This is a genomic window from Caldimonas tepidiphila (assembly GCF_003569765.1).
In the GTDB taxonomy this organism is placed as follows: Bacteria; Pseudomonadota; Gammaproteobacteria; order Burkholderiales; family Burkholderiaceae_C; genus Caldimonas; species Caldimonas tepidiphila.
The window spans coordinates 19,368-46,263 of sequence record NZ_QXMG01000013.1 but is presented as its reverse complement, the minus strand read 5'-3'; the positions used below and the strand labels follow the sequence as shown (position 1 = coordinate 46,263).

Sequence of the window (26,896 nt, the reverse complement as noted above, 5' to 3'; positions counted from 1 at the left end):
CATGCGAAGGGGGCCGGGCACCTGCGCCCGTCCCGCCAGGAAGGCAAGCCGAGAGCTGTTTTTGCCAGGAAATCGCAGGCCTGCCCTTGACTTATCCCCAAAATCGGAGATGCACCCCCAGCCTATACACATGGTTGCTTTTATGCGTCTCAATCCCAAGGTTCCGCTCTAAGCCCTTGATTCATAAGGAAAAGAATTTTTTCTTCGAAAATCTGCCGAGCCGGCTGCAGTCCAACCGATCGGGGACTTGACAGAGCTGGCCCGTTCTTTCCCACAAAGTTATCCACAGGATGGCGGGGCTTGTGAATTGCGAGTTCCATCAAGGACTTGGCGCGGCAAGATGAAGGTTTGGCGAGGTATCCGCTGCAAGTGAACTGCCTGCACGTTGTTGTAGATGCGCCGCAGTACAGCGCGCTGCGCGGCGCCCTGAGCTATCGCAGTGCCGAGGCCCTGCCGCCCGGCACGCTCGTGCAGGTGCCGCTCGGGCGGCGCACGGTCTGCGGCATCGTCTGGCCGGGCGAGGCGGCCGTCCCGGAGGAGGGCGTCGAGTTGCGCGAGGTGATCTCGGCGCTGCGCGGCCTGCCGCCGCTGCCGCCGAGCTGGTGCAAGTTGCTTGCCTTCGCCGCCGCCTACTACCAGCGCTCGATCGGCGAGGTCGCGCTCGGCGCGCTGCCGACCGAGCTGCGCCGGCTCGACGAGGCGCAGCTCCTCAAGCGGCTGACGAAGGCGCAGCGGCTCGCCCCGGCCGCGCCCGCGATCCCGGCCGAAGCCGATCGCGGCGCGCCGCCGCTCACCCCCGAGCAGCAGGCCGCGCTCGACGCGCTGGAGGCCGCCGGCACGCCCGCGCCGGTCGCGCTGCTGTGGGGCAGCACCGGCAGCGGCAAGACCGAGGTCTACCTGCGCGCGGTGGAGCGGGCGATCGCCGCCGGGCGGCAGGCGCTGGTGCTGGTGCCCGAGATCAACCTGACGCCGCAACTCGAGGCGCGCTTCGCGGCGCGCTTCGCCGGCCGCGTCATCGTCTCGCTGCACAGCGGCCTCACCCCAGCACAGCGGCTGAGGCACTGGCTCGCCGCGCACCTGGGGCATGCCGACATCGTGCTCGGCACCCGCATGGCGGTGTTCGCGCCGCTGCCGCGACCGGGCCTCATCGTCGTCGACGAGGAGCACGATCCCTCCTACAAGAGCCAGGAGGGCGCGCGCTACTCGGCGCGCGACCTCGCCGTCTACCGCGGTCGCGTCGAGGCCGTGCCGGTGCTGCTCGGCTCGGCCACACCCTCGCTCGAGAGCTGGCATCACGCCGAGAGCGGGCGCTACCTGAAGCTCGCGATGCCGAGCCGCATCGGCGGCGGCGCGCTGCCGCGCGTGCGGCTGGTGGACCTGAACCACGTGCCGAAGGACGCCGCCTACCAGGAGGCGCTGAGCCCGCCGCTGCTCGAGGCGCTGCGGGCGCGGCTCGCGCGCGGCGAGCAGAGCCTGGTGCTGCTCAACCGCCGCGGCTATTCGCCGGTGCTGCACTGCGGCGAATGCGGCTGGAAGAGCGGCTGCCCGCACTGCAGCGCCTGGAGGGTGTTCCACCGCGTCGACCGCACGCTGCGCTGCCACCACTGCGGCTTCACCGAGCGCGTGCCGCGCGCCTGTCCGGACTGCGGCAACCAGGACATCCAGCCGCTCGGCCGCGGCACCGAGCGGCTCGAGGAGCAGCTCGTGGCGGCGCTGCCGGACGCGCGCGTCGCCCGCATCGATGCCGACACCACGCGGCTCAAGGGCACTCTCGAGTCGCAGCTCGCCAGCGTCCATGCCGGCGAGGTCGACATCCTCGTGGGCACGCAGATGGTCGCCAAGGGGCACGACTTCCGGCGCATCACGCTGGTCGCCGCGGTGAACCCGGATTCCGCGCTCTTCTCCAGCGACTTCCGCGCCGGCGAGCGGCTGTTCTCGCTGCTGATGCAGGCGGCGGGCCGGGCCGGGCGCGATGCCGGGGCGGCCGAGCGCAGCGAGATGTGGGTGCAGACCTGGCATCTCTCGCACGCGCTCTACCAGACCCTGCGCAGCCACGACTACGCGGCCTTCGCCGCCAGCCAGCTCGCCGAGCGCCGCATGGCCGGCCTGCCGCCGTTCGCGCACCTGGGCCTGGTGCGCGCCGAGGCGCGCACGCAGGAGGCGGCGCAGGAGTGGCTGAGCGCGGCCGCGGAGCTGGCGCTCGCGCTCCCCGAGGGCGAGGCGGTGACGGTCTACCCGGCGGTGCCGATGTCGATCGCTCGCGTCGCGGATGTCGAGCGGGCGCAGATGCTGGTCGAGGCTGCCGAGCGGCGCGCGCTGCAACGCTTCCTGGCGCGCTGGCTCGACGAGCTGCATGCCCGCCGCGGCGAGCTGCCCGCCGTGCTGCGCTGGGCCGTGGATGTGGATCCCTTGACGATCTGAGGGCGCCGACTGCCCCTCAGCCATCCTGCGCCCTTAAAACATCTGGATACAATCCTCGAAGTTCGTTCAACCCTGGCCTTCTTCATGTACACCGCTGTCCTCGAGGACGATCCAGACCAGTTGGAATTGATGAAGCTGTGGCTGGGCGCCGGAGGGCACGAGGTGTGCGGGTTCTCGCGGATGGCGACCTTCCTCGAGGCGCTCCGGAAGGAGCGCTTCGACCTGCTGGTGATCGACTGGAAGCTGCCCGACGGCGACGGCACCGAGGTGCTGCGCTGGGTGCGCCAGCATCTCGGCTGGGAGGTGCCGCTGCTGGTGGTCACCTCGATGGAGGACGAGGCCACCACCGTCGCCGCCCTGCGCGAGGGCGCCGACGACTACGTCGTGAAGCCGCCCAAGCCGAGGGAGTTGCTGGCGCGCGTCGAGGCGCTGGTGCGCCGCAGCCGCGCGGGTGCCGGTGCCGGGCTGCCGGTGCTCCGGCTGGGGGCCTACGAGGTGGACGTCCAGCGCCACCGTATCGCGCTGCGCGGCCAGCCGGTGGCGCTCACGCAGAAGGAGTTCGACCTCGCGGTCTACCTGTTCCAGAACCCCGGCAAGCTGATGTCGCGCGACCATCTGCTCGACCGCATCTGGGGCATCAATGCCGAGGTGGACACCCGCACCGTCGACACGCACGTCAGCCGCCTGCGCAAGAAGCTGCAGTTCACCGAGGCCAACGGCTGCAAGCTGTTGCCGGCCTACGGCTACGGCTACCGGCTCGAGCGGATCGACCTCGCTCCCCGCGGCTGATCGTCACCAGGGGCGCGGCGGGGAGACCCGCCCGCCGAGCGTGTCGGTCCAGGCGTGGCGCAGTTGCGCCGTCAGCCAGTGCGCCTCCTCCGCCTCCGCCGGGCGCTGCCGCCGCCGGTGATGCCAGGCCAGCAGGGCGTGCCATGCGCGTGCCGTGCGGTTGACGAGCCAGGCTGCGGCCCAGCCATGGTGCTTGCGGAAGTAGAGCAGGCGGCTGCGGATGTGCCAGCGCGCAAGGGGCGACCGGGCCGCGGGCGTGACACCGCTCGCCGGCTCACCGCCAGGCGAGGGCACCTGCGGCGGGACCGTTCCCTGCTGCGGCTGCGCCCGCTTCGGGGCGAGGGGCCGGGCACGCAGGGCCCGCCAGTGGCAGACGCGCCAGCCCGCCTGCCTGGCGCGGCGGCACAGGTCGACGTCCTCGTAATACTGGAAGAAGCGCTCGTCGAAGCCCCCGAGCGCGCGGAAGGCGCCTGCGTGCAGGAACAGCAGCGGGCCGGACACCCAGGGCGCATCGGCCTGGGGCCCGGGCTCGCCGCCTTCGCCCGCGAAGCGGCCGAAGAGGCTGCCGGGACGCGGCGTCGCGAGCCCGGCGAGTGCCAGCGCCTTGGCCAGCCGCAGCGTACCGGTGCGACGGGCGGGCGGGCGGGCGGGGCGCGGCAGGACGAGGCAGCCGCCGGCGACCGCCACGTCCGGATGCGCCTGCATCTTCGTCAGGCCGATGTGCAGGCTGCCGGGCGCCGGCAGCGCCTCGGGGTGCAGCAGCAGCAGCACCGGGGCGCTGGCCAGGCGCGCGGCAAGGTTCGTCGCGACGGAGACGCCGAGGTTGATCAGGCAGCAGCGCAGCGTGACCCAGTCGTGATCGCGCTCGATCAGCGCGGGCGTGCCGTCGCTCGACGCGTTGTCCAGCACGATCACCTCGGCGCCGATCTGCCGGCACTCGGCACGGATACCGGCGAGCAGCCGGCCGATGTACGCCGTGGAGTCCCGGGTGACGATCAGCACCGACAGCGCCGGCGTCGCGGGCACCGGCGCTTCCCTGCACGGCGGTTGCTGCATGTCGCGCAGGCGGCTCAGGCCAGCCCCGGCATGCAGCAGTGCTTCGGGCGCGCCAGCGCGGCATAGACGCGGTGCGCCTGCTCGACCGCGGCCTCCCAGGTGTAGAACTGCTCGACGCGCCGGCGCCCCTGCAGTCCGCGCTCGGCCCAGACGTCGGGATGCCGCCAGGCGTCGCACAGCGCCTGTGCGAGGCCGGCGACCGCCGACGCCGTGTCGGTCGCATGCACCCGGCGCCCGACGAGCTCGTCCACCAGTTCGGCCGGGCTGCCGAGATCGGTGCCGACCACAGGCCGGCCGCAGGCCATCGCCTCCAGCAGCGCCGTGCCGCCCGACGCGCCGAGCGAGGGCAGGCAGAACAGGTGCGAGTCGCGCACCGTCTGCGCGCAGCGCTCGGGCGTGAGCTCGCCGAGGAAGCGGACCTGCGGCGCGAGGCCGAGCCGCTGCGCCAGCGCGCTCCACTCGCGGCGCATCGGCCCGTCGCCGACGACCGAGAGCTCCACCTCCACGCCCTGCTCGCGGGCAAGCCGCATCGCCTGCAGCAGCAACTGCAGCGCCTCGGGGGGCGCGAGTCGGCCGACGCAGGACACCTGCAGCGGCCGGCCCGGGCCGGGCGGCGGCAGCGGTGCGGCGAGCGGGTGGCGCTGCAGGTCGATGCCCCCGTCGATGAACTCGATGCAGCGCTCCCGGTGCGCCGCGGGCACGGCATTCCAGGTCGCGCGGCTCGCCACCAGGATGGCGGCGGTGTGCCGCAGCGAGCCGCCCAGGCTCTGGGCGCGCTCCAGCAGTGCCCCCACGCGCGCCCGGATTCCGCCGCGGCTGGCGGGGACGGCATCCGCGCCGTCGGGTGCCGGCACCCAGCTCAGGGGCCCGTGCACGAGCGGCAGGCCGAGGCGGTGCAGCCGGGTCGGAAACATCGTCGGGGTGGCGAGGTGCAGCACCCGCCAGGCCGCGCCGTCGCGCAGGCGGGCGCGCAGCAGCCGCAAGGCGCCGCGGTCGAACAGGAAATGGTCGAGCCGGGGCAGCAGCGCGGCGGCGTCCGGCAGCCGCGCGGCAAGGCGCGACAGCGGCGCGGCGAGACGCTCGGTGTCGACGTAGAGGATCTCGGCGCGGATCGGGCGCTCGGGCGAGGACTTGATCGCGCCCCGGTTGCGCAGATGCGTGACCAGCGTCACCGGCCCGCGCTGCGCCAGCCGGATGAACCACTCCCAGGCCTTGCCCGACACCGGCCCCGTGCCGGGGGCACACTGGTAGGCCACGAGCAGCAGCGGGATGCGCATCAGCACGCCCTCCCAGGGGCAAGGCTCGCGGCGCTGCAGCGCGCGGCGCGGTGCAGGAGGAGGCAGGCGACTGGTTTCATGGGGCGGGCGCTCGGCGGGTTTCAGCGGTCCGCATTCCACCCCGCGAATCGGGGAGGTTTGTGAACTAAGTGCAAACTCTGGTTGCGGCCTTGACTTTTCTCAACCGGGCTCCTTGCTTGTACAGCCGCAGCATGTTCACGCCCTCGTGGTGGCGGTAGTCCACCCGTTCGCAGCAGTGGCGCATGATGTAGAGCCCGAAGCCGCCTTCGCTGCGGCCGCTGAAGTCCGGCTCGGCCGCGCCGCGGGGATCGAAGGGCTCGCCCAGATAGCTCAGCTCGACGAGACAGTGATCCTCGCCCGGGCCGACAAGGATCTCGATCGGGGCCGCCGGCAGCGGCGAGACCGCATGGCGGATGACGTTGGTCGCCGCCTCGACCACGGCAAGCTCGAGCGCGGCGAGCTCCTCGCCCTCGAGGCCGCAGCGGCCCGCGGCCTCCCGCACGAAGCCGCGCAGCTGCGGCAGCCGCTCCGCGTCGCGCTCGAACTCCATCCGCGCGAAGGCCGGCGCACCGTCGCCCGGCGGCACGCGCAGCAGCAGCATCGTTACGTCGTCGCGCTGCGTGGCACCCGCCTCGAAGTCGCGCATCTCGCAGCGCATGCGCTGCAGGCAGCTCGTCACGCCCGGGTGCTCGGAGACGAGGCGCTGCAGCGTCGCCCTCATGCGCTCGCTGCCCCAGCGTTCGCCGGCCGGGTTCACCAGGTCGACCACGCCGTCCGACGACAGGAACACCGCGTCGCCGGGCTCGAGCGGCACGCAGGACTCGACGTACTCCTCCCGGTCGAGGATGCCCAGCGGCGGATGCTGGTTCGGCAGCGCCTCGACGCCGCCGTCGCGCCGCAGCACCAGCGTCTCCTCGTGCCCGCAGCCGATGTAGGTGAGCTGGCGGCGGCGCAGGTCCAGCCGCAAATAGCACAGCGTCACGAAGCTGCCGAGCGACTGCAGGTCGGGCGTCATCGCGCGATGCACCGCCGCGACGATGCGGGCCGGGGCCGGCGGCCCCGCCCCGGCGTCGCGACGCGCGGTCAGCTCCGCGATCGAGCGGCTGAACTGCATCTTCGTCGCCGCGCCGACCAGCGCGGCCGGCACGCCCTTGCCCATCACGTCGGCGATGATCAGGTCGACGCAGTGCTCGTCCAGGTGCAGCACGTCGTAGAAGTCGCCGTCGATGCCGAGCGAGGGCTCGCTGTGGCTGCTGATCCACCAGCCGCGCGCCTGCGGGCGCGGCGGGCCGGCCAGCAGCGTCTTCTGGATGTGCGAGCCGGTCTCCAGCTCCGCGCGGCGGGCCTCGGCCAGCGCCGTCTCGGCCTGCTTCTGCGCGGTGATGTCGGTCTGCACCGAAACGTAGTGCTGCCCCTCGCCTTCGACCCCGCCCATCGGCACGACGGTGCACGCCACCCAGTAGAGCGAGCCGTCGCGGCGGCGGTCCGCCAGCTCGCCGTGCCAGACGGCACCCCGGCCGATCGTGCGCCACAGCTCCTCGTAGACCGCCGGCTCGTGCAGGCCGGCCTGCAGGATGCGGTGCGTGCGGCCGAGGAACTCGTGGCGCGCGTAGCCGGTCAGCTCGGCGAGCTTGCGGTTGGCGTAGGTGATGCGGCCCTGCGCGTCGGTAATGCAGACGATGGCGTGCTCGTCGAGCGCGAGCTTCAGCCGCTCGAGCCGCCGCGACAGCCGCCGATAGCTGCGCAGCAGGCGCTCGCGCTCCTCGCTCTGCCGCCGCTGCTCGCCGAGCTCGCGCATGCACACGCCGAGGTAGCGGCGCCCGCCCTCGCCGGCCGGCGCGAGGCCGATGCGCACGGGGATCGGGGTGCCGTCGGCGCGCAGCACCTCGAGCTCGAGCACGGCGCCCTCGTCCGCCTCGCGGTGCCCGCTCGGCAGGATCGTGCCGGGCAGCGGCTTGCCGAGCACCTCGGCGCGAGGGTAGCCCAGCATCGTCTCGGCGGCCTGGTTGAAGTCCAGCACCCGGCCCTCGTCGTCGAGCGTGATCGCGGCGTCGTGCGCGGCGTCCAGCACGCCGCGCAGCCGGGCGCGGAGCTCCTGGAGCGCGGCGCGCTCCCCGGCCCGCTGCCGCACGAGCGCGTTGAGCGTGCGGTTGAGCGCGCGGATCTCGCGCGGACCCCGCGTCTCGGGCAGGCAGGAGGGGGGGCCGTCCTCCGCCGGCTCGCCCGCCAGCCGGGCTGCGGCGCGCAGCGCGCGCGAGGTGCGTGCTGCCCCCAGGCGCAGCGTCAGCAGCACCAGCAGCAGCGTGGCGAGCGCGCCGAGCGCGGCGCCGCGCTCGATGCGGGCGACCGCGGCGTCGAGCCGGGCGGCGTCACGCTCGACGTGCAGCCAGCCGGGCACCGCGTCCCCGGGCAGCCGCACCCAGCTCGCCAGCACGGCGCCGCCGGGAGGGGCCTGCGCCGGCGGCTCGCCCCCGGACCCCTCGAGCGGCGGCGGCGGGGACGGCTGCGGCGCGGTGCGGCGCCCTTCGTCGTCGAGGCGCAGGGCCAGCAGCACGCGGCCCCCGGCGTCGTGGAGGGTCAGCTGCCTGAGCGCCGCCGCCCGCGCCAGCGGCAGCGGATCCGGCGCGTGCGGCCCGGCCAGCAGCGCCGCCAGCGTCCGCGCGGTGGCGTGCAGCTCCTCGGCGGCCTGCAGGCGCAGCCCGCGCGCCGCCCACGCGCCGGCGGCGAGCACCGCCAGCGCCGCGAGCACGGCGGCGAGCAGCGACCCGACGGCACCGAGGCGGGGCGCGCGGCTCATGCGGGGCGGGGCAGGCGCAGGGGCCTCGTGTCGCGGCGCGGCCGGGCGCTCATGCGAAGGCGCGCACGGCCTCGTCGCATGTCTCGTGGATGTCGAACACCCGGTGCATGCGCATCAGCTCGAACAGCGAGCGCACCGGCTTGCTCGGCGCGCAGAGCTTGAACGCGCCCTGGCGGGCGCCGGCCTGGCGCAGGCAGAAGAGCAGCGCGCCGAGCCCGGAGCTGTCGACGAAGCGCAGGCGGGCCATGTCGAGCACGATCCGCGCGCCGTCCTGGACCAGCGGCTGCATCGCGTCCTTGAACGCCGCGGCGTTGCTGGCGTCCAGGTGCTCCTCCAGGATCGAGATCACGAGGATGTCCTGGCCTTCGCGGTGCGTTTGCAGTTTCATGTCGTCTTCTTCGGGGATGGGCGGGCCGCCGCGGGGCGGCGGCCGGAGTCGGAGGCGGGGCGTGTCATGCGGGCGGCATTCCCTGCGCCCGGGCCGCGGCGGCCTGCAGCGCGTCCAGCGCCTGCCGCAGATGCGGCTCGCGCGCGGGGCCGGGGGCCTCGAGCGCCGCCTGCTCGGCGCGCCGGGCCGCAGCGCCGAGGGCTGGGAAGCCGAAGCTCGCCGCGGCGCCGGCGAGCCGGTGCAGCGCGGCGGCAAGCGGCTGCACCTCGCCCCCGGCCTGCGCGGCGGCGATCTCCCCCAGCCGCGCCGGCAGCCCGGCGAGGAAATGCGCCTGCAGCGCGGCGAACTGCCGCGCCAGATCAGGCGGAAGCGCATCCACGGCCGTGCTCCCAGTAGATCTTCACGTCCCGTGGCAGGCGCATCGGGTCGAAGGGCTTGACGATCACGCCGGTGGCGCCGAGCTCGAGGATGTCCTCGACCTCTTCGAGCAGGGCCTTGGCGGTCAGGAAGACCATCGGCACGCCGCGCAAGGCGGGCATGCCGCGCAGCGCCGCCAGCGTCTCCGGGCCGCTCATGCCCGGCATCATCACGTCCAGCAGCACCAGCTGCGGCGCGAAGGCCACGGCCTGCGCGAGCGCGCTCGGCCCGTCCGGGCACATCAGCAGCTCGTAGCCGCCGACGCGCCCGAGGCTGAACTGCAGCACCAGCCGGATGTCGGGGTCGTCCTCGACGCACAGGATGCGGCGCAGGGCTTCTTCCACGGGATTCCTTCCTCTTCTCAGGACATGCGGGCGTGCGGCGGCTCGCACGGCGGCAGCTGCACGTGGAAGGCCGCGCCGCGACCCGGCTCGGACTCCACCTCGATGCGCCCGCCCATGCGCTCGACGAAGGCGCGCGTGATGTAGAGCCCGAGCCCCGTGCCGCCGCGGCCGCGCCGGTCCGACGCGTCGGCCTGCGAGAAGCGCTCGAACAGGCGGGCGCGGAATTCCGCCGGGATGCCCGGCCCCCGGTCCCGCACCGTCAGGCGCAGCGCGTCCCGCGCCGGGTCCGCGGCGAGGCCGAGCTCGACGACGGCGCCGCACGGCGAATGCTTGATCGCATTGGACAGCAGGTTGGCCAGCACCTGCGCGAAGCGGTCGGCGTCCACCTTCGCGCGGGCCGCGGCGGCCTGCGGCTGCACCTGCAGCGACAGCGTCACGCCCGCTTGGCGCGCCTGCCCCTGCTGGGCCGCGAGCGCCTCCTCGAGGAGCGGTCGCAGCGGCTGCGGCCGCAGCACGAAGCCCAGCCGGTTCGCCTCGAGCTTGGTGAGGTCGAGCACGTCGTCGATCAGGCGCCCCAGCCGCTCGCCGTTGCGCTGCGCCACCTCGGCGAGCTCCTGCGCGGCCGCCGGCAGCTCGCCCGCCGCGCCGCCGGCGATCAGGCCGAGCGCCCCCAGCACCGAGGTCAGCGGCGTGCGCAGCTCGTGGCTCACGGTGGCGAGGAACTCGTCCTTCATGCGCTCGATGCGCCGGCGCTCGCTCACGTCGGCCAGCACCAGCGTGGTGTAGGTGCTGCCGTCCTCCTCCTGCCAGGCGCTGGCGCGCAGCTCGGCCGGAAAGCGGCTGCCGTCGGCGCGTGGCAGCTCGAGCTCCCGCGCCTGCACCGCCTCGGCCAGCGGCCGGCCCAGCAGCGGCTCGAGCGGCTGGCCGCGCAGCGGCGCGCCGCCGGCGAGCAGGCGGGCGGCGGCCGGGTTGGCCTCGTGGATCACGCCCGCGGCATCCACGGTCAGCACCGCGTCCACGACGTTGTCGTTGATCGCCTGGTGGCGCCGCGCCAGGCCCTGCAGGTGCTCCTGCAGCGACAGCACGCGCGCGAAGTGGCGCAGCTTGGCCGCCAGCAGCCCCTGGCTGACCGGCCGGGAGAGGCAGTCGTCGGCGCCTTCGCCGATCGCCTGCACGAAATGTTCGTCGCCCTCGAGCGCCGAGACGACGATCACCGGAATCCAGCGCGGCACCTCGGCCTTGATGCGGCGGGTCGCCTCGAAGCCGTCCATGTCGGGCATCAGCAGGTCCATGATCACCAGGTCCGGCGCGAGGCTGCGCGCCGCCTCCAGCGCCTGCCTGCCGCTCGCGGCCTCGAGCGCGCGGTGGCCGGCCCGTGCCACGCCCTCGCACAGCACCCGCCGCGAGGCGGCGATGTCGTCCACCACCAGCACGCACAGCGGCCGCTGCAGGGGCGGCAGGACGGAGCCGGGCCGCATGCTCATCGCACGGGTCTCCAGCGGGGCGAAGCAGGATGTTGCATGGCGCGGATGTTAGCCGGCTGCGCTCCGCCGCCCCCGGCGCCCGGTCAGGCCCGGCCGAAGGCCGGCTGCGACCCGGTGCTCACGGCGCCAGCGGCGCGAAGTCGGACATCGCGTCGAGCGTCAGCAGGTTGATGTCGAGCCCGTCCGCGGACTGCTGCAGCAGGCGCTCGGTGAGTTGCGCCGCCGGCATCGCGGCCGCGAAGCGCAGGCCCTGGAGCTCGTCGCAGCCGAGTGCCATCAGGATCTCCTGCTGCCGCTGCGTCTCGACGCCCTTGGCCACCACGCGGATGTCCAGCGTGTGCGCGAGCCGGATCACTGCATCGACGATCGCCAGCGCGTCCTCGCTCGACTCCAGGTTCGACACCAGCGAGCGGTCCATCTTCACCTCGCGCGGCCGCAAGGTGCGCAACTGCTGCAGGCTGCAGGTGTGGCCGAAATCGTCGATCGAGCCCGGCATGCCGATCTCGCGCAGCGCCGCGAACAGCCGCTCGGCCGCCCGCGTCCCCGACATCAGCACCGGCTCGCCGACGTCCAGCGCGAGCCGCCCGGGCGGGATGCCGTGGCGGCGGTGCGCCTGCGCCAGCTGCGCGGCCAGCCCCGGCATGCGCGCCTGGTCCAGGCAGGCGTTCACCGACACCCGCAGGTCCAGGCCCATCGCGGCCCAGGCCGCCGCCTGCCTCGCGGCCTCCTCGAGCACCCATTCGGCGATGGCCGACGCGAGGCCGAGGCGCTCGGCGGCCGGCAGGAAGTGGGCGGGCGCGAGCAGGCCGCGCAGCGGGTGGCGCCAGCGGATCAGCGCCTCGATGGCGCAGGGCCGCAGGCTGCGGCTGTGCACGATCGGCTGGTAGTGCAGCTCGAACTCGCCGCGCTGCAGCGCCAGCCGCAGCTCCTGCTGCAGCGCGAGCGTCTGCGGCAGCCCGGGATGCATGCCGGCCTCGTGCAGGCGGAAGGTGCTGCCGCCGGCGCGGCGCGCGTCGAGCATCGCGGCGCGCGCCTCGACGAGCAGGCACGCGGGCGACTTGCCCGCGGCGGAGACCGCGATGCCGATCGAGCAGCCCAGGCGGGCCGCGCCCTGCGGCGTGTCCAGCGGCCGCCCGACCGCGTTGACGAGGCGCTGCGCCGCCGCGCCGAGCGCCGGGGACGATACCGCCCCGCTCATCAGCACCGCGAACTGGTCCCCGCCGATGCGGGCCGCGATGCCGCCGCTGCCGACCGTCTCCGCGATCCGCGCGGCGACCTGCTGCAGCACCCGGTCCCCGGCGGCCGATCCCCAGGCCCCGTCGAGGATGCGGAAGTCGTCGAGATTGGCGCACAGCACCGCGACCGGCGCGCCGCCCGCCCCGGCGGCTTCCAGCGCGCGGGCCAGCCGCTCCTCGAAGGCCGGCCGGTTGAGCAATCGCGTCAGCGGATCGTGCTCCGCGGCGAAGGCGAGCTGCGCCTGCGCGTCGCTCAGCGCTGCGTCCAGCACGCGCACGCGCGTCTGCGGGTCCGCGTCCGCGAGCGAGGCGCCCAGCAGCAGCGCCAGCATCGTGCACAGCGAGGCGACCACGGGAACCCACAACCACTCGCCGGCCGCAGGCAGGGCCCCGGGGCGGGCCGGCTCGGGCAGCGCGAGCAGCAGCAGGGCGAGGCCGGCGCCCAGCAGCACCGACGCGAGGAGCCGCCGCTGCGGCACGGTACGCCCGGGCAGCACGGTGGCATCGCGCCACAGCAGGAAGGCGGCGGGCAGCGCCGCCAGTGCCAGGGCCGTCGCGCCGGCGCCGCCCGGCCCCGGCAGCCTCCAGCCCGGCGCCGAGCCGCCGCCGAGCGCGAACAGGCCCAGTGCGCCGCTTGCGAGCGCGGCGGCGGCGGCCAGCAAGCCGCCGCTGGCCGCGGCCACGGCAGGTTGGCGCAGGCGGTGTGCGGCCTGGACCGCCGCGACCGACAGCGCGATGCCGGCCGCGAGCGAGGCCAGCGCGTAGTGGAGATCGAGGCCGAGCGGCACGCCGGCGCTGCGCAGGGCCAGTGCGGCGGCGAAATGGCTGCCCCAGGCCCCGGCACCCAGCGCCAGCCCGGCGCACACCAGCCAGGGATGCGGACGCGTGCCGGGCAGCTGCGCCCGGTCGGCCAGCCGCAGGGCCGTCAGCGCCGCCAGCATCGCCAGCGCGACGGGCAGCACCAGACCGGCCGGCGGGAGGGGAAGGAAGGGGACGCTGTTCAAGAAGGGGCTTTCCGCCGCGGAGTCTCGTGCCGCATCTATCGCGGCTCCCGGCGAACGGATTGTCCCTGCTCAAGCTTTCAGCGCCGTGTCACGAGGCAGGCGAGCCGGCCTTGCGCCTCGGGTCGCGGGAATGCTTCACGGCAAGGCGTCGCGGACGAACCCGCACGCGGCACCAGGCCCGGGAAGGAAGGGCGGCGGGCAGCGCCTTCGTGAGGCCGTCCCTCCGCACGAGGAGGCCGGGGCGGGATCGCCGCCGCCGTGCCTCTCGGTCCCCGCGTCCTCAGGCGCCTGCCGCTTCCGTGACGGCCGACGGCTGCGCCACGCCGAGCTTGCGCGCCACCGCGGCGCCGTAGCGCGGATCGGCGGCCGCGAAGTGACGCAGCTGGCGCTCGACGATCGAGCTCGGCACGGTGCGCATCGCGCCGGCGATGTTGTCGGTCAGCCGCTCCTGCTCGTCGCGGCTCATCAGGCGGAACAGGTCGCCGGCCTGCGTGTACGGGTCGTCCCCGTCACGGTGGTCGTAGCGGTCGGCGTCGCCCGAGATCGCGAGCGGCGGCTCCCTGTACTGCGGCGCCGCCACGGGCGTGCCGGCGATGCTGCTGGGCTCGTAGTGCGGGCTGCCGCCGCCGTTGCCGTCGAAGCGCATCGCGCCGTCGCGCTGGTTAGTGTGGTAGGGGCACTGCGGGCGGTTCACCGGCAGGTGCTGGTAGTTGGTGCCGACGCGGTAGAGGTGCGCGTCGTGGTAGGCGAACACCCGGCCCTGCAGCATGCGGTCGGGCGACAGGCCGATGCCCGGCACCACGTTGGCCGGCGAGAACGCCGCCTGCTCGACCTCGGCGAAGTAGTTCTGCGGGTTGCGGTTGAGCTCCAGCACGCCGACCTCGACGAGCGGGTAGTCCTTGTGCGGCCAGACCTTGGTGACGTCGAAGGGGTTCCAGCCGGTGCGCCGCGACCAGGCCTCGGCCTCGCGCTCGGGCATGACCTGCACGCACACGCGCCACTGCGGGAAGTCGCCCGCGACGATCGCGTTGAACAGGTCGCGCTGCGCGTAGTCCGGGTCCTCGCCGGCGATGCGCACCGCATCGGCCGCGGAGAGGTTGCGGATGCCCTGCCTCGACTTGAAGTGGAACTTGACCCAGAAGCGCTCGCCGCCGGCGTTGACGAAGCTGAAGGTGTGGCTGCCGAAGCCGTGCATGAAGCGGTAGCCGTCGGGCGTGCCGCGGTCCGAGAACAGGATCGTCACCTGGTGCAGCGACTCGGGCGACAGGCTCCAGAAGTCCCACATCATCGCGGGCGACTTGAGGTTCGTCTGCGGGTCGCGCTTCTGGGTGTGGATGAAGTCGGGGAACTTGCCCGGGTCCTTGATGAAGAACACCGGCGTGTTGTTGCCCGCGACGTCCCAGTTGCCTTCCTCGGTGTAGAACTTCACCGCGAAGCCGCGCGGGTCGCGCTCGGTGTCGGCCGAGCCCTTCTCGCCGCCGACGGTCGAGAAGCGCAGGAACACCGGCGTCTGCTTGCCCACGCGCTCGAAGAGCTTCGCGCGGGTGTACTTCGTGATGTCCTGCGTCACCGTGAAGGTGCCGAAGGCGGCCGAGCCCTTGGCGTGCACGACGCGCTCGGGGATGCGCTCGCGGTTGAAGTGCTGCAGCTTCTCGAGCAGGTGGAAGTCCTGCAGCAGCACCGGGCCGCGCGGGCCGGCGGTGAGCGAGTTCTGGTTGTCGGCGACGGGGATGCCGGACGCGGTGGTGAGGATCGGACGGGACATGGGGCTCTCCTGCTGCAAGGACCAGGGGGGTGACGGCTTCAGCAGGACTGGCCCCAGGCGGCCAACCAGTCGAGGACGAATTCGGCAAGCATCGCGGTCTCCTGCTAAAAGCTATCGGCTTCTGAAATCTCATTGCTGAGATTGATCGAGAGCTTATGCGTCCACGTCGAGCAAAGGAAGAAAATCGAATGTATTTGTTCTATAGTCTTTAGCTATTGAACCCTTGCAGCAGGCCGCGCGTCACCAGCGCCACCGCGAACGAGAAGCTCAGGAAGGCGAGCGTGGTCGAGCCGAGGATGATGTGCGCAATGCGGCCGTTGTCGGCGCCGTAGCGCTCGGCCAGCAGCGAGACGTTGCTCGCCGAGGGCAGCGCCGCGGCGAGCACCAGCACGCCGAGCGCGAAGTCATCGAGCGGCACGCCCGCCGCGCGCAGCGCGAGCCCGGCGCCGAGCACCAGCAGCGGGTGCAGCAGCAGCTTGATCGCCACCACCGGCACCACGTGCTTCAGCGGCGTGAGGCCGTGCGCGGCCTGGTTGGCCCGCCACAGCACCGCGCCGATCGTGAACAGCGCCACCGGCGTGGCCGAGTCGGCGAGCAGCTTCACCACCTGCGCGAGCGGGCCCGGCAAGGCGAAGCCGGTGGCCGAGGCCAGGCCGCCCAGCGCGATCGACCAGGCCAGCGGGTTGGACAGCACGCCGCGCAACGAGCGCCCGACGCTCTGCCACAGACTCTGACCGCTACCGCCGTGCAGCTGCGCGATCGCGAGGCAGACCGAGCTCGTGATCACCATGTCGGCGAGGATGGTGACGATCACCGGCGCGGCGGCGCGCTCGCCGAGCAGCGCCACCAGCAGCGGCACGCCCATGAAGCCGCTGTTCGGGAAGGCGGCCACCAGCGCGCCGAAGGAGGCGTCCTTCAGGTTCAGCCCGAGCGCGCGCGACTGCGCGATCGCGACGAAGACGATCAGCATCGCGCAGGCGAGGTAGAGCCCCAGCCAGACCGGGTGCACCAGCTGTCCGAAGGGCGTGCCGGAGCCGAAGCGGAACAGCATGCACGGCAGCGCGAAGAACAGCACGTAGGCGTTGAGCCCGGGGATCGCCGCCTCGGGCAGCACGCGCCGCTGCGCGGCGAGGTAGCCGCACAGCACGAGCGCGAAGAAGGGCAGCGTGACGTTGAAGATGGCTTGCATGGGGCGCGAAGTATCGCCGCCGGCCGCGGCTCCTGCCGGCGGTGCGCCGCTCGCGGCGCGCTCGCTCAGTCCGCCCCGGCGGCAGGCGCGTCGCGCTGCCCGGCCGGCAGGACGTGCCGGCGCAGCCACTGCGAGCCCAGCAGGCACAGCAGCGCCCACGCGGTGCCGAGCGCCCAGCCGGCCAGCACGTCGCTCGGCCAGTGCACGCCGAGGTAGACGCGGCTCGCGCCCACCAGCACCGTCAGCGTCGCCGCGACCGCCATCGCGTGCAGCCGCGCGCGCCGCGTGCGCTGCAGGCTCGCGAGCAGCGCGCCGAGCGTCAGGTAGACCACCGCCGACATCGTGGCGTGGCCGCTCGGGAAGCTCAGCGTGAGCACGTCCACGGCATGCGGCACGAGGTCGGGGCGCGGGCGCTCGATGAAGCGCTTGAGCCCGTAGGTCAGCAGCATGCCGCCGCCCACCGACACGCCGACCATCAGCGCCGTGCCCCACTTGCGCAGCACCAGCAGGTGGCTGGTCGCGAACAGCCAGACCAGCCCCACCACCGGAGTGCTGCCGAGCGCGGTGAAGTCGGCCATCATCAGGTCGAACCACCAGGGCCCGATCGGGTCGGCGGGGTCGGCCGGCTCGCGCAGCGCGAGCAGCAGCATGCGGTCGAGCGCGAACTCGTCGCCCTCCATCACGTCCTCGGCCAGCTCGACGAACAGCGCCGCGGCGCCGAGCGCCAGCAGGCCGAGCAGCAGCGAGCCGGTGAGCGCGCGCCGGCGCAGCCAGTCGAGCACCTGCTGCGGCAGCGGGACTGCGGATCGGGCGGGCGGGGCGGGCGGCTTCATGCGGCCCGATTCTGCGGCACCCGGGCCTGACCCGGAATTGCACCGCAGTGCAATTGCTGCATCGTGCGGCCGGCGCCCGCGCCGAGTGCGCCTTCCCGGCCGGGGCCCGGCCGCGCGGGCACCCCGCTTGCCGAACTCCTTCCATGTCCCAGCCTGTCGATGCCCGTTCCGTCGCGGAGTCCTCGCCGCCGCAGCCCTCGCGGACCGAGGCGGTGCTGCCCCTCGTCGAGGAGCGGCTGGAGGTCTCGCGACAGCAGCAGGAGACCGGCGCCGTGCGGGTACGGATCGAGGTGCAGGAAACGACCGAGACCGTGCCCGTGGAGTTGCTGAGCGAGCAGGCCGGCGTGCGCCGCGTGCCCGTCGGCCGCGAGGTCCCGGAGCGGCAGCCGCCGCACCAGGACGGCGACGAGTGGGTGGTGCCGGTGTACGAAGAGGTGCCGGTGGTCGAGATGCGGCTCGTCCTGAAGGAGGAGATCCGCCTCTCGCGCCAGGCGATGCGCGAGACCCGCGAGCAGCAGGTGCGCCTGCGTCGCGAGGTCGCCGTGGTCGAGCGCCGGCAGCCCGACGGCAGCTGGCAGCCCGAGCCCGAGAGCACCGCGCCCGGGGCCGGACAGGAGACGCCGCCGCCCGGCGCGGCGTGAAGACGGACATCGACAGGCAGGACGCAGGTGTGGGCACGGCTTTGCCCGCAAAGGACCGCTCGCCCTCCGTGGCGCCGGTCGGGAACGCAAAGGAGCTTGAAATGAGACAGACCGTCGTGGGTGCATTCGACGAGTACAGCGCCGCGCAACGGGCCGCCGACTACCTGGCCTCGCAGGGTATCGAGCGCGACCACATCCACGTGCAGGCGACCGAGGAGGCCGACAGCGGCTACCGCACCTCCGGCAGCGATGCCGGCGACACGCACGGCAGCCCCGGAGTGATGTCCAAGGTGCGCAGCTTCTTCTCCGAGGTCTTCGGTCCCGACCGGGACCACGAGGACCTGGGCCACTATGCCGAGACGATCAAGCGCGGCGGCGCGGTGGTGGCGGTGGACGTCGACGAGGAGACGCAGGTCACCGAGGTGTGCCGCCAGCTGAAGAACGCCGGCGCGATCGACCTCGACCAGCGCGTGAGCGAGTGGCGCTCGACCGGCTGGAGCGGCTTCGACGAGGGCGTGAGCCCGGCCTACTCCGCCGACCGTGTCAGCACCACCTCCGGGAGGCGCGGCGACACCGGCGACAGCGCGATGGCGGACGGCACCACGATGGGCACGACCGGGACGGCGATGGGCGGCGGCATGAGCAGCGGCACGACCGGCATGAGCAGCGGCACGACCGAGATGCGCAGCGACATGGCCGACATGCGCGGCGATACCGCGGGCCGCACGATGCAGGAGAACGTCGTGCCGGTGGTGCAGGAGGACCTCGAGATCGGCAAGCGCATGGTGGAGCAGGGCGGCGTGCGGGTCTACACCCGCGTCGTCGAGCAGCCGGTGCACGAGTCGGTCGACCTGCGCAGCGAGCGCGCGGTCGTCGAGCGCCGCCCAGTCGATCGCCCGCTGGGCGATGCCGATGCCGATGCCGCCGCGTTCCAGGATCGGACCATCGAGGTGCGCGAGACCGCCGAGAAGGCCGTCGTGAGCAAGACCGCGCACGTGGTCGAGGAAGTGGTGGTCGGCAAGGAGGTGCGGCACGACACGCAGGAGATCAACGACACGGTGCGCCACACCGAGGTCGAGGTGCAGCGCATGGACGGCGCGGGCCTTGCGAACGGCATGCGCGGCGACGCTGACTACGACGCCGACGCGCTGCGCTACCGCGAGCACTGGAACCAGCACTACGCGTCGATGGGCGGCAGCTACGACGACCACGACCCGGCCTACCGCTACGGCCACTCGCTGGCGCGCGACGAGCGCTATCGCGGGCGCGACTGGGCCGCGATCGAGCCCGAGGTGCGCCGCGACTGGGAGACGCGCCACCCCGGCAGCACCTGGGACCGCATGAAGGACTCGGTGCGCCACGCCTGGGAGCGCGGCACGGGCGGCGGCCTGGACCGCAGCCACGACACGCATGCCTCCGCCTACCGCGACCACTTCGACCGCAACTACTCGCACATGGGCGCGGTCTACGACGAGTACGAGCCGGCCTACCGCTACGGCAGCCACATCGCCACCGACTCGCGCTACAAGGGCCAGGACTGGGACACCATCGAAACCAGCGCGCGCAGCGACTGGGAACGCCAGCATGCCGGCAGTGCCGGCGGCAGCACCTGGGAGCGCGTGAAGGGTGCGGTGCGCCACGCCTGGGAGCGTGCCAAGAGCTGAAGAGGAACACGCGAACCGGATTGACGCTGACGTCAGGGTGACGTCTTCGACGGGCCGCGAGGCCCGTCTTTTTTTGCGCCGCCGTGGCACAGATCACGCGCGGGCGCAAGCCGTCGGCGCGCGCCGGCCGCGCGGGCCGGCATCCCGCGCCGCGCCGGGCGGGCCTTCGCTATCATGGCCGCCCGTCCGGACCGCCCGCCCCCGGCGCGGCCGGCCCCGCGCCGTTCCCGCGGCGTCGCGCCCGCGCGGCCGGCGTCCCCCCGCCTTCCTCAGCCTCCGCCCCCCGTGTCCTCCGCCTCGCTCAATACCGCCCAGCTCCAGGCCGTGCACTACCTGCAGGGCCCCTGTCTCGTGCTCGCCGGCGCCGGCTCCGGCAAGACGCGCGTCATCACCACCAAGATCGGCCGCCTGCTCGACGCCGGCTACGCGCCGGCGCAGATCGCCGCCATCACCTTCACGAACAAGGCCGCGCAGGAGATGCGCGAGCGCGCCAAGGCCCTGGTCGGCGCGCGCGCCGCGCAGCACCTCGTCATCTCCACCTTCCACTCGCTCGGCGTGCGCATCCTGCGCGAGGACGGCCACCGCCTCGGGCTCAAGGACAAGTTCTCGATCCTCGACAGCGACGACGTGCTCGGCATCCTGCGCGAGGCCGGCGGCACCAGCGACGCCGCGACCGCCCGCCGCTGGCAGTGGACCATCAGCCTGTGGAAGAACCAGGGCCTCACCGCCGAGCAGGCCGAGCGGGGGGCCTCCAACGACGACGAGGTGGTCGCCGCGCGCGTGATGCAGCGCTACCAGGAGCGGTTGAACGCCTACCAGGCGGTGGACTTCGACGACCTGATCGGGCTGCCGACGGCGCTGCTCGCGCGCGACGCGGAGGCGCGCGAGAAGTGGCAGCGCACGCTGCGCTACGTGCTGGTCGACGAGTACCAGGACACCAACGCGACGCAGTACGAGCTGCTCAAGCTGCTGGTCGGCGAGCGCGCGATGTTCACCGCGGTGGGCGACGACGACCAGTCGATCTACGGCTGGCGCGGCGCCACGATCGACAACCTGCGCCGCCTGCCGCAGGAGTACCCGCAGCTGCAGGTGATCCCGCTGGAGCAGAACTACCGCTCCACCGGCAACATCCTGCGCGCGGCGAACAACGTCATCGCCGCGAACCCGAAGCTGTTCGACAAGAAGCTCTGGAGCGAGTACGGCGACGGCGAGCCGGTGCGCGTGGTCGAGTGCGACAACGAGGAGCACGAGGCCGAGCGCGCGGTCGCGCGCATCCAGGGCATCCGCGGCGCAGGGCCCACCGGCGCCGACGGCGCGGCCAAGCCGGTGGAGTGGAGCGACTTCGCGATCCTCTACCGCGCCAACCACCAGGCGCGCATCTTCGAGCAGGCGCTGCGCCGCGCGCAGATCCCCTACAAGGTCTCGGGCGGACAGAGCTTCTTCGACCGCGCCGAGATCAAGGACCTGTGCGCCTGGCTGCGCCTGCTCGTCAACCACGACGACGACCCCGCCTTCCTGCGCGCGGTCACCACCCCGAAGCGCGGCATCGGCCACCAGACGCTCGGGTCCCTGGGCGAGTTCGCCGGCAAGTGGAAGGTGAGCCTGTACGAGGCGCTGTTCGCCGACTCGCTGGCCTCGGTGCTCAAGGACCGCGCGCTCGGCTCGCTGCACGAGTTCGGCCGCTACGTGAACGACCTCGAGTACCGCTTCCGCCACACCACGGGTTCCGAGGCCGCCAAGCCGGTGCTGCTCGAGTGGCTCAAGGACATCGGCTACGAGCAGCACCTCTACGACAGCGAGGAGAACGAGAAGCTCGCCGCGAGCCGCTGGAGCAACGTGCTCGACTTCATCGACTGGGTGGCGCGGCGCTGCGGCGGCGAGATCGAGAACGACGGCGGCATGACGGTGCAGACCGAGACCAAGAGCGTGCTCGACGTCGCGCAGAGCATCTCGGTGATCCTGAGCCTCGCCGAGCGCGGCACCGAGCAGAACGTCGTGACGCTCTCGACGCTGCACGCCTCCAAGGGGCTGGAATGGCCGCACGTGGTGCTCGTCGGCGTCAACGAGGGGCTGCTGCCCTTCAGGAGCGAGGACGACGAGATGACGCCCGAGCGGCTCGAGGAGGAGCGGCGGCTGATGTACGTGGGCATCACGCGCGCGCGCCAGACGCTCGCGGTCAGCCTGCTCAAGCGCCGCAAGAAGGGCCGCGAGTTCGTGCAGGGCGTCCCGAGCCGCTTCATCAAGGAGATGAAGCTCGACGAGAAGACCGCCAAGGAGGACCCGCGCGAGAAGCTCAAGGCGCTGCGCGCGGAGTTCGCGGCGCGCGCAGCGGCGGCGAAGCCCGCGGGCTGAGCCCGGGCCGGCACGGCGCGTTCGCGTCCCGGGACGGGCCGGGCCGGGCCGGGCCGGGAACTCGATCGTTTCTTCTTGTAACTTATCCGGGTTGCCTCGCGATTTGAAGGGAAAAATTTACGGTAGAGTTGCCGAAAAAGCTGTTTGATCTACATCAAAGCAGCTCGGCAAGGACTGGTTCACACGGCTTTTCCGGCGCAGCGCCCCTTGCCTCTTCCCCAGACCTGCGACTGGAAAAGATCGTGCAGCAAACCGAAACGCGCGACAGCGGAATCGATCTCCAATTCGACGCGGCCTTCGCGGCCCTGCCGGTGGGCGTGGCGCACGTGAGTTGCGATGGCCGCCTGCTGCGCGTCAATGCCCGGTTCTGCGAGCTCAGCGGCCGCGAGCAGGGCGAGCTTCTGGGGCTGTCCGCGGAGCGCGTCGTGCCCCGGGACGACCTGTTCCTCCTCTCCCGCCAGTCGTTGCGGCTGCTGAGCGGGGAGCGCGCGCGCTGCGCGATGGAGATGCGACTGGTGCGCCCGGGCGGCCGGGCGGTCGCGACCCGCCTGTCGCTCAGCCTGCATCGCAATGCCGCGGGCCGGCCCGAGCACTTCGTCGCGGTGGTCGACGAGTCCGGCGGGCACGGGCACGACGAGGCCGCGCTGCTGCGCCGCCAGGAGGGCCGGCTGCGCCGGGCCCTGCAGGCGGCGCGCATGGAGGTGTTCGAGTACGAGCCCGCGAGCGGGCAGGTGAGCCGCCAGGGCTACCTGACGCGCCTGCTCGGCCTGCCGGCCGATGCGCCGAGCAGCGAATTCCTCGAGCGCGTCCACCCGCAGGACCGGCAGGCCCTCATCTCGGCCATGGAGGCGCTGCGGCCGGAGCAACCCGCCTACAGCCTCGAGTTCCGGGTCTGCCTGCCGGAGGGCGGCGAGCTCTGGCTGCTCGACCAGGCCCGCGGCCAGTTCGACGAGCGCGGGCGCCTGGTGCGCGTCGTCGGCGTCTGCACCGACATCACGTCGCGCAAGGAGGGCGAGCTCAGGCGCGCGCGCGAGCGCGAGCTGCTGCAGCGCACGCTCGACAGCATCCCGATGATGCTGTCGCTGTACGACCCGAAGGGCGGGACCTTCACGCTCAACCGCCATTTCGAGACCGTGCTCGGCTGGAACTCGGCCGAGGCCAACGAGGGCGACTTCCTCGCGCGGCTCTATCCCGACCCCGTCGAACGCGGGGAGGTGCTGGCCTTCGGCCGGTCCTGCGAGCCCGGCTGGCGCGAGTGGAGCGCCACCGCGAAGGACGGCACGCGCATTCCCTGCGAATGGACGCGCGTGCACCTGTCGGAGGACATGCGGCTCGGCATCGGCTGGGACCTGCGGCAGCGCCGCGCCAGCGAGGAGCGGCTCGCGCGGCTCGCCGAACGCCAGGCGCTGCTGCTCGAGCTCAGCTCCAGCATGCTGCAGACCAACCAGGACGAGGCCTCGCTCGCCCGCGCCGTCTTCGAGCGCATCGCCGCGCACCTGGACGCCGACATCTGCTTCAACTACCGCGCCGATACGCCGGCGGGCGTGCTGCACCTGGTGGCCGGCTTCGGCATCCCGGCCGGGCTGCGGGAGACGATGCGGCCGCGCAAGTTCGGCGAAGCGCTGTGCGGGGCGGTGGCCGCCACCTCCCGGCCCCTGTCGGTCGGGGCGGCGCATGTCGCGCAGCACGAGGACGCGGCCTTCCTGCGCTCGATCGGCGGCCGAGCCTACATGGGCCAGCCCCTGCTCGGGCGCAACGGTCGCCTGCTCGGCACCTTCGCGCTGGCCAGCACCCGGCGCGAGGCCTTCACGCCCGACGAGGCCGAGTTCTTCCAGACCGTGTGCCACTTCGTGTCGCTCGCCTGGAAACGCCTGCATTTCGAGCGGGAGCTGAGCCGCCGCGAGGAGCAGCACCGCATGGCGCTCGATGTCGGGCAGCTCGGCAGCTGGCGGCGCGAACTGCTGGACTCGGACATCTACCACCTCGACGAGCGGGCCCAGACCCTCTACGCGCTGGACCGGGCCGACGTGCCGGTCGCGGCCCTGCTGGAGCGAGTGCATCCCGAGGACCGCCCCCGCGTCGAGCACTACATCGCCGGCGCGAAGCACCAGCGCATCGGCAGCGAGGGGCAGCGCATCGAGTACCGGGTGCTCGATCCCGGCGGGCGCGTGCGCTGGCTCGCGGTGCAGACCCGGCTCGTGATCGAGCAGCGCGACGGCGCCTCGGTGCTGGTGCGGCACGGCCTCATCGCCGACATCACCGAGCGCAAGGCCACCGAGCAGTCGCTGCAGGACACGATGTCCGACCTGCGCCGCGCCCAGGCGGTCGCCCGCGTCGGCAGCTGGCGCTTCGACGTGCGCCGCCGCCTGCGCCACTGGTCGGACGAGACCTACCGCATCCTCGGCATGCGGCCCGGCCGGCCGCTGAACCACCGCGGCTTCCTGGCGCGCGTGCATCCCGAGGACCGGGAGCGCGTCGATGCCCGCTGGCGTGCCGCGGCGGCCGGGGGCGAGCCCTACGACCTCGAGCACCGCGTCGTCGTCGGCTCCCAGGTGAAGTGGCTGCGCCAGAAGGCCGAGCTGGAGTTCGACGCGCGCGGCGAGCTCGTCAGCGGCTTCGCCACGGTGCAGGACATCACCGAGCAGAAGCGGGCGGAGGCGGCGCTGCGCGAGAGCGAGGCGCGCCTGCGTGCGCTCGCCGACGCGATGCCGCAGCTGGTCTGGCAGGCCGACGCCGCCGGCAACATCGACTACTGCAACTCCCGGCGCGAGCTCCTCGGCGGCCTCTCGCAGGACGAGAGCGGGCGCTGCCGCTGGTCGGACGCGCTGCACCCGGAGGACCGCGAGCGCAGCCGGGACCGCTGGGCGCAGGCCGTGCGCGCCCAGCAGCCCTACGAGACCGAGCACCGGCTGCTGCAGGCCGACGGCGACTACCGCTGGCACCTGAGCCGCGCGGTGCCGGTGCCGGGGGCGGACGGCCGCGTGGACCGCTGGTACGGCACCTCGACCGACATCCATGCGCTCAAGCAGGCCGACGCGGCGGTGCAGGCCTTCCTCGCGACGCTCGGGCACGAGCTGCGCAACCCGCTCGGGCCGCTGCGCAACGCCGCGCAGCTGCTGCGCTTCCAGGGCCTGGGCGAGGCCCACCTCGCCTGGAGCGCGCAGGTGGTCGACCGGCAGGTGCGCCATCTCGCGCGCCTGATCGACGACCTGCTCGACCTCAGCCGCGTGACGCAGAACAAGCTCGAGCTGCGCCGCCAGCGCGTCACGCTGCGCGAGCTCGTCGACGGCGCGGTCGAGGGCAGCGTGGCGCTGATCGAGCGTCACCGCCACCGGCTGGAGCTGGCGCTGCCCGAGGCCGAGATCGTGCTCGACGCCGACCCGGTGCGACTGGTGCAGGTGCTGCAGAACCTGCTGGACAACGCGGCCAAGTACACGCCGCCGGGCGGGCGGATCCGGCTGAGTGCCGACGTCGACGCCGCGGGGCTCGCGATCTCGGTGCAGGACGACGGCATCGGCATCGCGCCCGCGGGCAGCGAGCGGCTGTTCGAGATGTTCTACCAGGCCGACCGCGGCGACGAGGGCGGGCGCAGCGGCCTGGGCATCGGCCTGACGCTGGTGCGGCGCCTGGTGCAGATGCACGGCGGCTCGGTCGAGGTGCACAGCGAGGGCGAGGGCCGCGGCAGCACCTTCGTCGTGCGCCTGCCGCTGCCCGGCGCCGGGCCGGCGGCCGGCGCGGAGGTCCCGCCCGCCGCGGCCGGCGCCGCGCTGCCGCGCCTGCGCCTGCTGGTGGTCGACGACAACGTCGACGCGGCCGAGAGCACCGCGCTGCTGCTGACGCTCGCCGGGCACGAGGTGCATGTCGCGCACGACGGCGCGCAGGCGGTGCGCGAGGCCGAGCGGCTGCGCCCGGACCTGGTGCTGCTCGACATCGGCATGCCGGTGCTCGACGGCTGCGGGGCGGCGCTGCGCATCCGTGCCAGCGACTGGGGCCGCTCGATGCCGCTGGTGGCGCAGACCGGCTGGGCGCAGGAGGAGGACCTGCGGCGCACGCGCGAGGCGGGCTTCGACGCCCACCTCGTCAAGCCGGTCGCGCTCGAGGCGCTGACGGCGCTGATCGCCGAGCTGCTGGGCCCGCGCCCGGCGGCCTGAGGCGCGCCGGGCCGCGGGAAGGCTTCAGCCCGCTGCGGCTGCAGCGACGAAGCGCTCGCTGATCAGCCGGCTGTCCGGCACCCCGAGCTCGCGCGCGGCCGCCTGCGCGGCGTCGATCAGGCCCGGCGGGCCGCAGAGGTAAATGTCCGGTGCGCCCTGCGCGCCGGCGAGGTCGCGCCGCAGCGCGTCCACCGGCGTGCCCGTGAAGCCGGACCAGCGCGCATCGGGCTGCCGCACGCACAGCGTCACCTGCAGCCGCGGCAGCTCCGCGCGCAGCGCCTCGATCTGCGCCAGCGCGAACAGGTCCGCCGCCCGCTCGACGCCGAAGTACAGCCGCGCCTCGTGCGGCTCCTGGAACTCGGCCATGCGCCGCAGCATCGACAGCATCGGCGCGAGCCCGGTGCCGCCGGCGACGAACCAGCGCGGGCTCAGCCCGTTCTCGCGCAGCCCGAAGGCGCCCTGCGGGCCGTGCACGACGAGCGTGTCGCCGGGGCGCGCGCGCGTGCCGAGCCAGCCGGAGAAGCGCCCGCCCGGCTGCAGCCGGATCAGGAACTCGAGCTCGCCGGCCCAGTTGGCGGTGTTGGCGAGCGAGTAGGCGCGGCGCAGGCCCTCGCCGGGCAGCTCCAGCTCGGCGAACTGCCCGGGCTCGAACTCGGCCGTCGCGCCGTTGCCGTCCGCATCGGGCTTCAGGCGCAGCAGCAGCCGCACCGTGCCCTCCGACAGCGGCTCGAGCGCGGCGATCTCCGCCTCGCGCCGCGCGACGCCGCCGCGCCCGATGCGCGACGCCTCGCAGGGCAGCGCCACCGCGAGGTCGCTGCGCGGCTGCGTGCGGCACATCAGCACCGCGCCCGCGCCCGCCGACAGCGCCTGCGGGCTGTGCTCGCCGAGCAGGTAGTCGCCGCGCGTGACATGCGCGTGGCAGGCGCCGCAGCTGCCCGAGCGGCATTGCGAGGGCAGCAGCAGCCCGGCGCCGGCCGCGGCGTCGAGCAGCGTCTGCTGCGGCGCGCAGCCGAAGCGCAGCGACTGCCCGTCCTGCGTCGTGAGTTCGATCGCGTGGGTCGTGCTCAT

At 73.5% G+C, this 26,896-nt stretch carries 18 protein-coding genes; 6 read left to right on the top strand and 12 right to left on the bottom strand.

Features of this window, described 5'->3' with window-relative positions; translation table 11 throughout:
• Positions 1-369 precede the first annotated feature (369 nt).
• Both D3A59_RS11070 and D3A59_RS11065 read left to right on the top strand, forming a co-directional pair.
• Complete coding sequence (locus D3A59_RS11070; RefSeq protein ID WP_205665168.1) at positions 370-2,421, top strand: primosomal protein N'; 2,052 nt, start codon at positions 370-372, stop codon at positions 2,419-2,421.
• Between the two features lie 84 nt (positions 2,422-2,505).
• Positions 2,506-3,210, top strand: a complete 705-nt coding sequence (locus tag D3A59_RS11065) for a response regulator transcription factor (RefSeq protein WP_119154987.1) — start codon at positions 2,506-2,508, stop codon at positions 3,208-3,210.
• 3 nt (positions 3,211-3,213) lie between these two features.
• Here the strand turns inward: D3A59_RS11065 and D3A59_RS11060 are convergent, their stop codons facing one another.
• The 11 genes from D3A59_RS11060 to D3A59_RS11010 form a co-directional block, all read right to left on the bottom strand.
• Positions 3,214-4,266 carry a glycosyltransferase gene (locus tag D3A59_RS11060; protein WP_119154986.1) on the bottom strand — a complete coding sequence of 351 codons (1,053 nt, stop codon included), beginning with the start codon at positions 4,264-4,266 and terminating at the stop codon, positions 3,214-3,216.
• A 14-nt stretch (positions 4,267-4,280) separates the two neighbouring features.
• Positions 4,281-5,663: a glycosyltransferase family 4 protein gene (locus D3A59_RS11055; RefSeq protein ID WP_157991486.1), complete on the bottom strand. Its 1,383-nt coding sequence runs from the start codon at positions 5,661-5,663 to the stop codon at positions 4,281-4,283.
• 25 nt (positions 5,664-5,688) lie between these two features.
• The gene (locus tag D3A59_RS11050) at positions 5,689-8,361 is read right to left on the bottom strand and encodes an ATP-binding SpoIIE family protein phosphatase (protein WP_119154984.1); all 2,673 of its coding nucleotides are present in this window, start codon (positions 8,359-8,361) and stop codon (positions 5,689-5,691) included.
• Positions 8,362-8,410: 49 nt separating this feature from the next.
• On the bottom strand, positions 8,411-8,749 hold the full coding sequence (locus tag D3A59_RS11045) for an STAS domain-containing protein (RefSeq protein WP_119154983.1): 339 nt from the start codon (positions 8,747-8,749) through the stop codon (positions 8,411-8,413).
• A gap of 64 nt (positions 8,750-8,813) precedes the next feature.
• Positions 8,814-9,128: an Hpt domain-containing protein gene (locus D3A59_RS11040; protein WP_119154982.1), complete on the bottom strand. Its 315-nt coding sequence runs from the start codon at positions 9,126-9,128 to the stop codon at positions 8,814-8,816.
• Positions 9,109-9,510, bottom strand: a complete 402-nt coding sequence (locus D3A59_RS11035) for a response regulator (RefSeq protein ID WP_119154981.1) — start codon at positions 9,508-9,510, stop codon at positions 9,109-9,111. The genes D3A59_RS11040 and D3A59_RS11035 overlap by 20 nt, the downstream gene beginning before the upstream one ends.
• A gap of 17 nt (positions 9,511-9,527) precedes the next feature.
• Positions 9,528-10,994 carry an ATP-binding response regulator gene (locus D3A59_RS11030; RefSeq protein ID WP_119154980.1) on the bottom strand — a complete coding sequence of 489 codons (1,467 nt, stop codon included), beginning with the start codon at positions 10,992-10,994 and terminating at the stop codon, positions 9,528-9,530.
• Positions 10,995-11,112: 118 nt separating this feature from the next.
• Positions 11,113-13,233 (bottom strand): putative bifunctional diguanylate cyclase/phosphodiesterase, encoded by a 2,121-nt coding sequence (locus tag D3A59_RS11025; protein ID WP_119154979.1) that lies wholly within the window; start codon positions 13,231-13,233, stop codon positions 11,113-11,115.
• Between the two features lie 280 nt (positions 13,234-13,513).
• Positions 13,514-14,998 carry a catalase gene (locus D3A59_RS11020; RefSeq protein WP_119154978.1) on the bottom strand — a complete coding sequence of 495 codons (1,485 nt, stop codon included), beginning with the start codon at positions 14,996-14,998 and terminating at the stop codon, positions 13,514-13,516.
• A gap of 208 nt (positions 14,999-15,206) precedes the next feature.
• Positions 15,207-16,187: an AEC family transporter gene (locus tag D3A59_RS11015; RefSeq protein ID WP_119154977.1), complete on the bottom strand. Its 981-nt coding sequence runs from the start codon at positions 16,185-16,187 to the stop codon at positions 15,207-15,209.
• 65 nt (positions 16,188-16,252) lie between these two features.
• On the bottom strand, positions 16,253-17,020 hold the full coding sequence (locus D3A59_RS11010; protein WP_119154976.1) for a phosphatase PAP2 family protein: 768 nt from the start codon (positions 17,018-17,020) through the stop codon (positions 16,253-16,255).
• Between the two features lie 143 nt (positions 17,021-17,163).
• Between D3A59_RS11010 and D3A59_RS11005 the strand changes: the two genes are divergently transcribed.
• The 4 genes from D3A59_RS11005 to D3A59_RS10990 all read left to right on the top strand — a co-directional run bounded on the left by D3A59_RS11005 (position 17,164) and on the right by D3A59_RS10990 (position 25,828).
• Positions 17,164-17,661, top strand: coding sequence for a YsnF/AvaK domain-containing protein (locus D3A59_RS11005; protein ID WP_119154975.1), 498 nt, complete (start codon positions 17,164-17,166; stop codon positions 17,659-17,661).
• 101 nt (positions 17,662-17,762) lie between these two features.
• Positions 17,763-19,325, top strand: coding sequence for a DUF2382 domain-containing protein (locus tag D3A59_RS11000; protein WP_240636029.1), 1,563 nt, complete (start codon positions 17,763-17,765; stop codon positions 19,323-19,325).
• A 285-nt stretch (positions 19,326-19,610) separates the two neighbouring features.
• The gene (locus tag D3A59_RS10995; protein WP_240636028.1) at positions 19,611-21,677 is read left to right on the top strand and encodes an ATP-dependent helicase; all 2,067 of its coding nucleotides are present in this window, start codon (positions 19,611-19,613) and stop codon (positions 21,675-21,677) included.
• A 242-nt stretch (positions 21,678-21,919) separates the two neighbouring features.
• A complete protein-coding gene (locus tag D3A59_RS10990; RefSeq protein ID WP_170162335.1) occupies positions 21,920-25,828 on the top strand; it encodes a PAS domain-containing protein in 3,909 nt (1,302 codons plus the stop codon).
• Between the two features lie 24 nt (positions 25,829-25,852).
• Here D3A59_RS10990 and D3A59_RS10985 read toward each other — a convergent pair whose 3' ends face one another.
• Complete coding sequence (locus tag D3A59_RS10985; RefSeq protein WP_119154972.1) at positions 25,853-26,896, bottom strand: 2Fe-2S iron-sulfur cluster-binding protein; 1,044 nt, start codon at positions 26,894-26,896, stop codon at positions 25,853-25,855.

Bases quoted from the DNA above. Each gene is read 5' to 3' on its own strand.
- D3A59_RS11005 (WP_119154975.1), top strand. From the start codon at position 17,164: ATGTCCCAGCCTGTCGATGCCCGTTCCGTCGCGGAGTCCTCGCCGCCG.
- D3A59_RS11050 (WP_119154984.1), bottom strand. From the start codon at position 8,361: ATGAGCCGCGCGCCCCGCCTCGGTGCCGTCGGGTCGCTGCTCGCCGCC.
- D3A59_RS10985 (WP_119154972.1), bottom strand. From the start codon at position 26,896: ATGAGCACGACCCACGCGATCGAACTCACGACGCAGGACGGGCAGTCG.
- D3A59_RS11015 (WP_119154977.1), bottom strand. From the start codon at position 16,187: ATGCAAGCCATCTTCAACGTCACGCTGCCCTTCTTCGCGCTCGTGCTG.
- D3A59_RS11065 (WP_119154987.1), top strand. From the start codon at position 2,506: ATGTACACCGCTGTCCTCGAGGACGATCCAGACCAGTTGGAATTGATG.
- D3A59_RS11045 (WP_119154983.1), bottom strand. From the start codon at position 8,749: ATGAAACTGCAAACGCACCGCGAAGGCCAGGACATCCTCGTGATCTCG.
- D3A59_RS11010 (WP_119154976.1), bottom strand. From the start codon at position 17,020: ATGAAGCCGCCCGCCCCGCCCGCCCGATCCGCAGTCCCGCTGCCGCAG.
- D3A59_RS11000 (WP_240636029.1), top strand. From the start codon at position 17,763: ATGAGACAGACCGTCGTGGGTGCATTCGACGAGTACAGCGCCGCGCAA.
- D3A59_RS11020 (WP_119154978.1), bottom strand. From the start codon at position 14,998: ATGTCCCGTCCGATCCTCACCACCGCGTCCGGCATCCCCGTCGCCGAC.
- D3A59_RS11060 (WP_119154986.1), bottom strand. From the start codon at position 4,266: ATGCAGCAACCGCCGTGCAGGGAAGCGCCGGTGCCCGCGACGCCGGCG.
- D3A59_RS11030 (WP_119154980.1), bottom strand. From the start codon at position 10,994: ATGAGCATGCGGCCCGGCTCCGTCCTGCCGCCCCTGCAGCGGCCGCTG.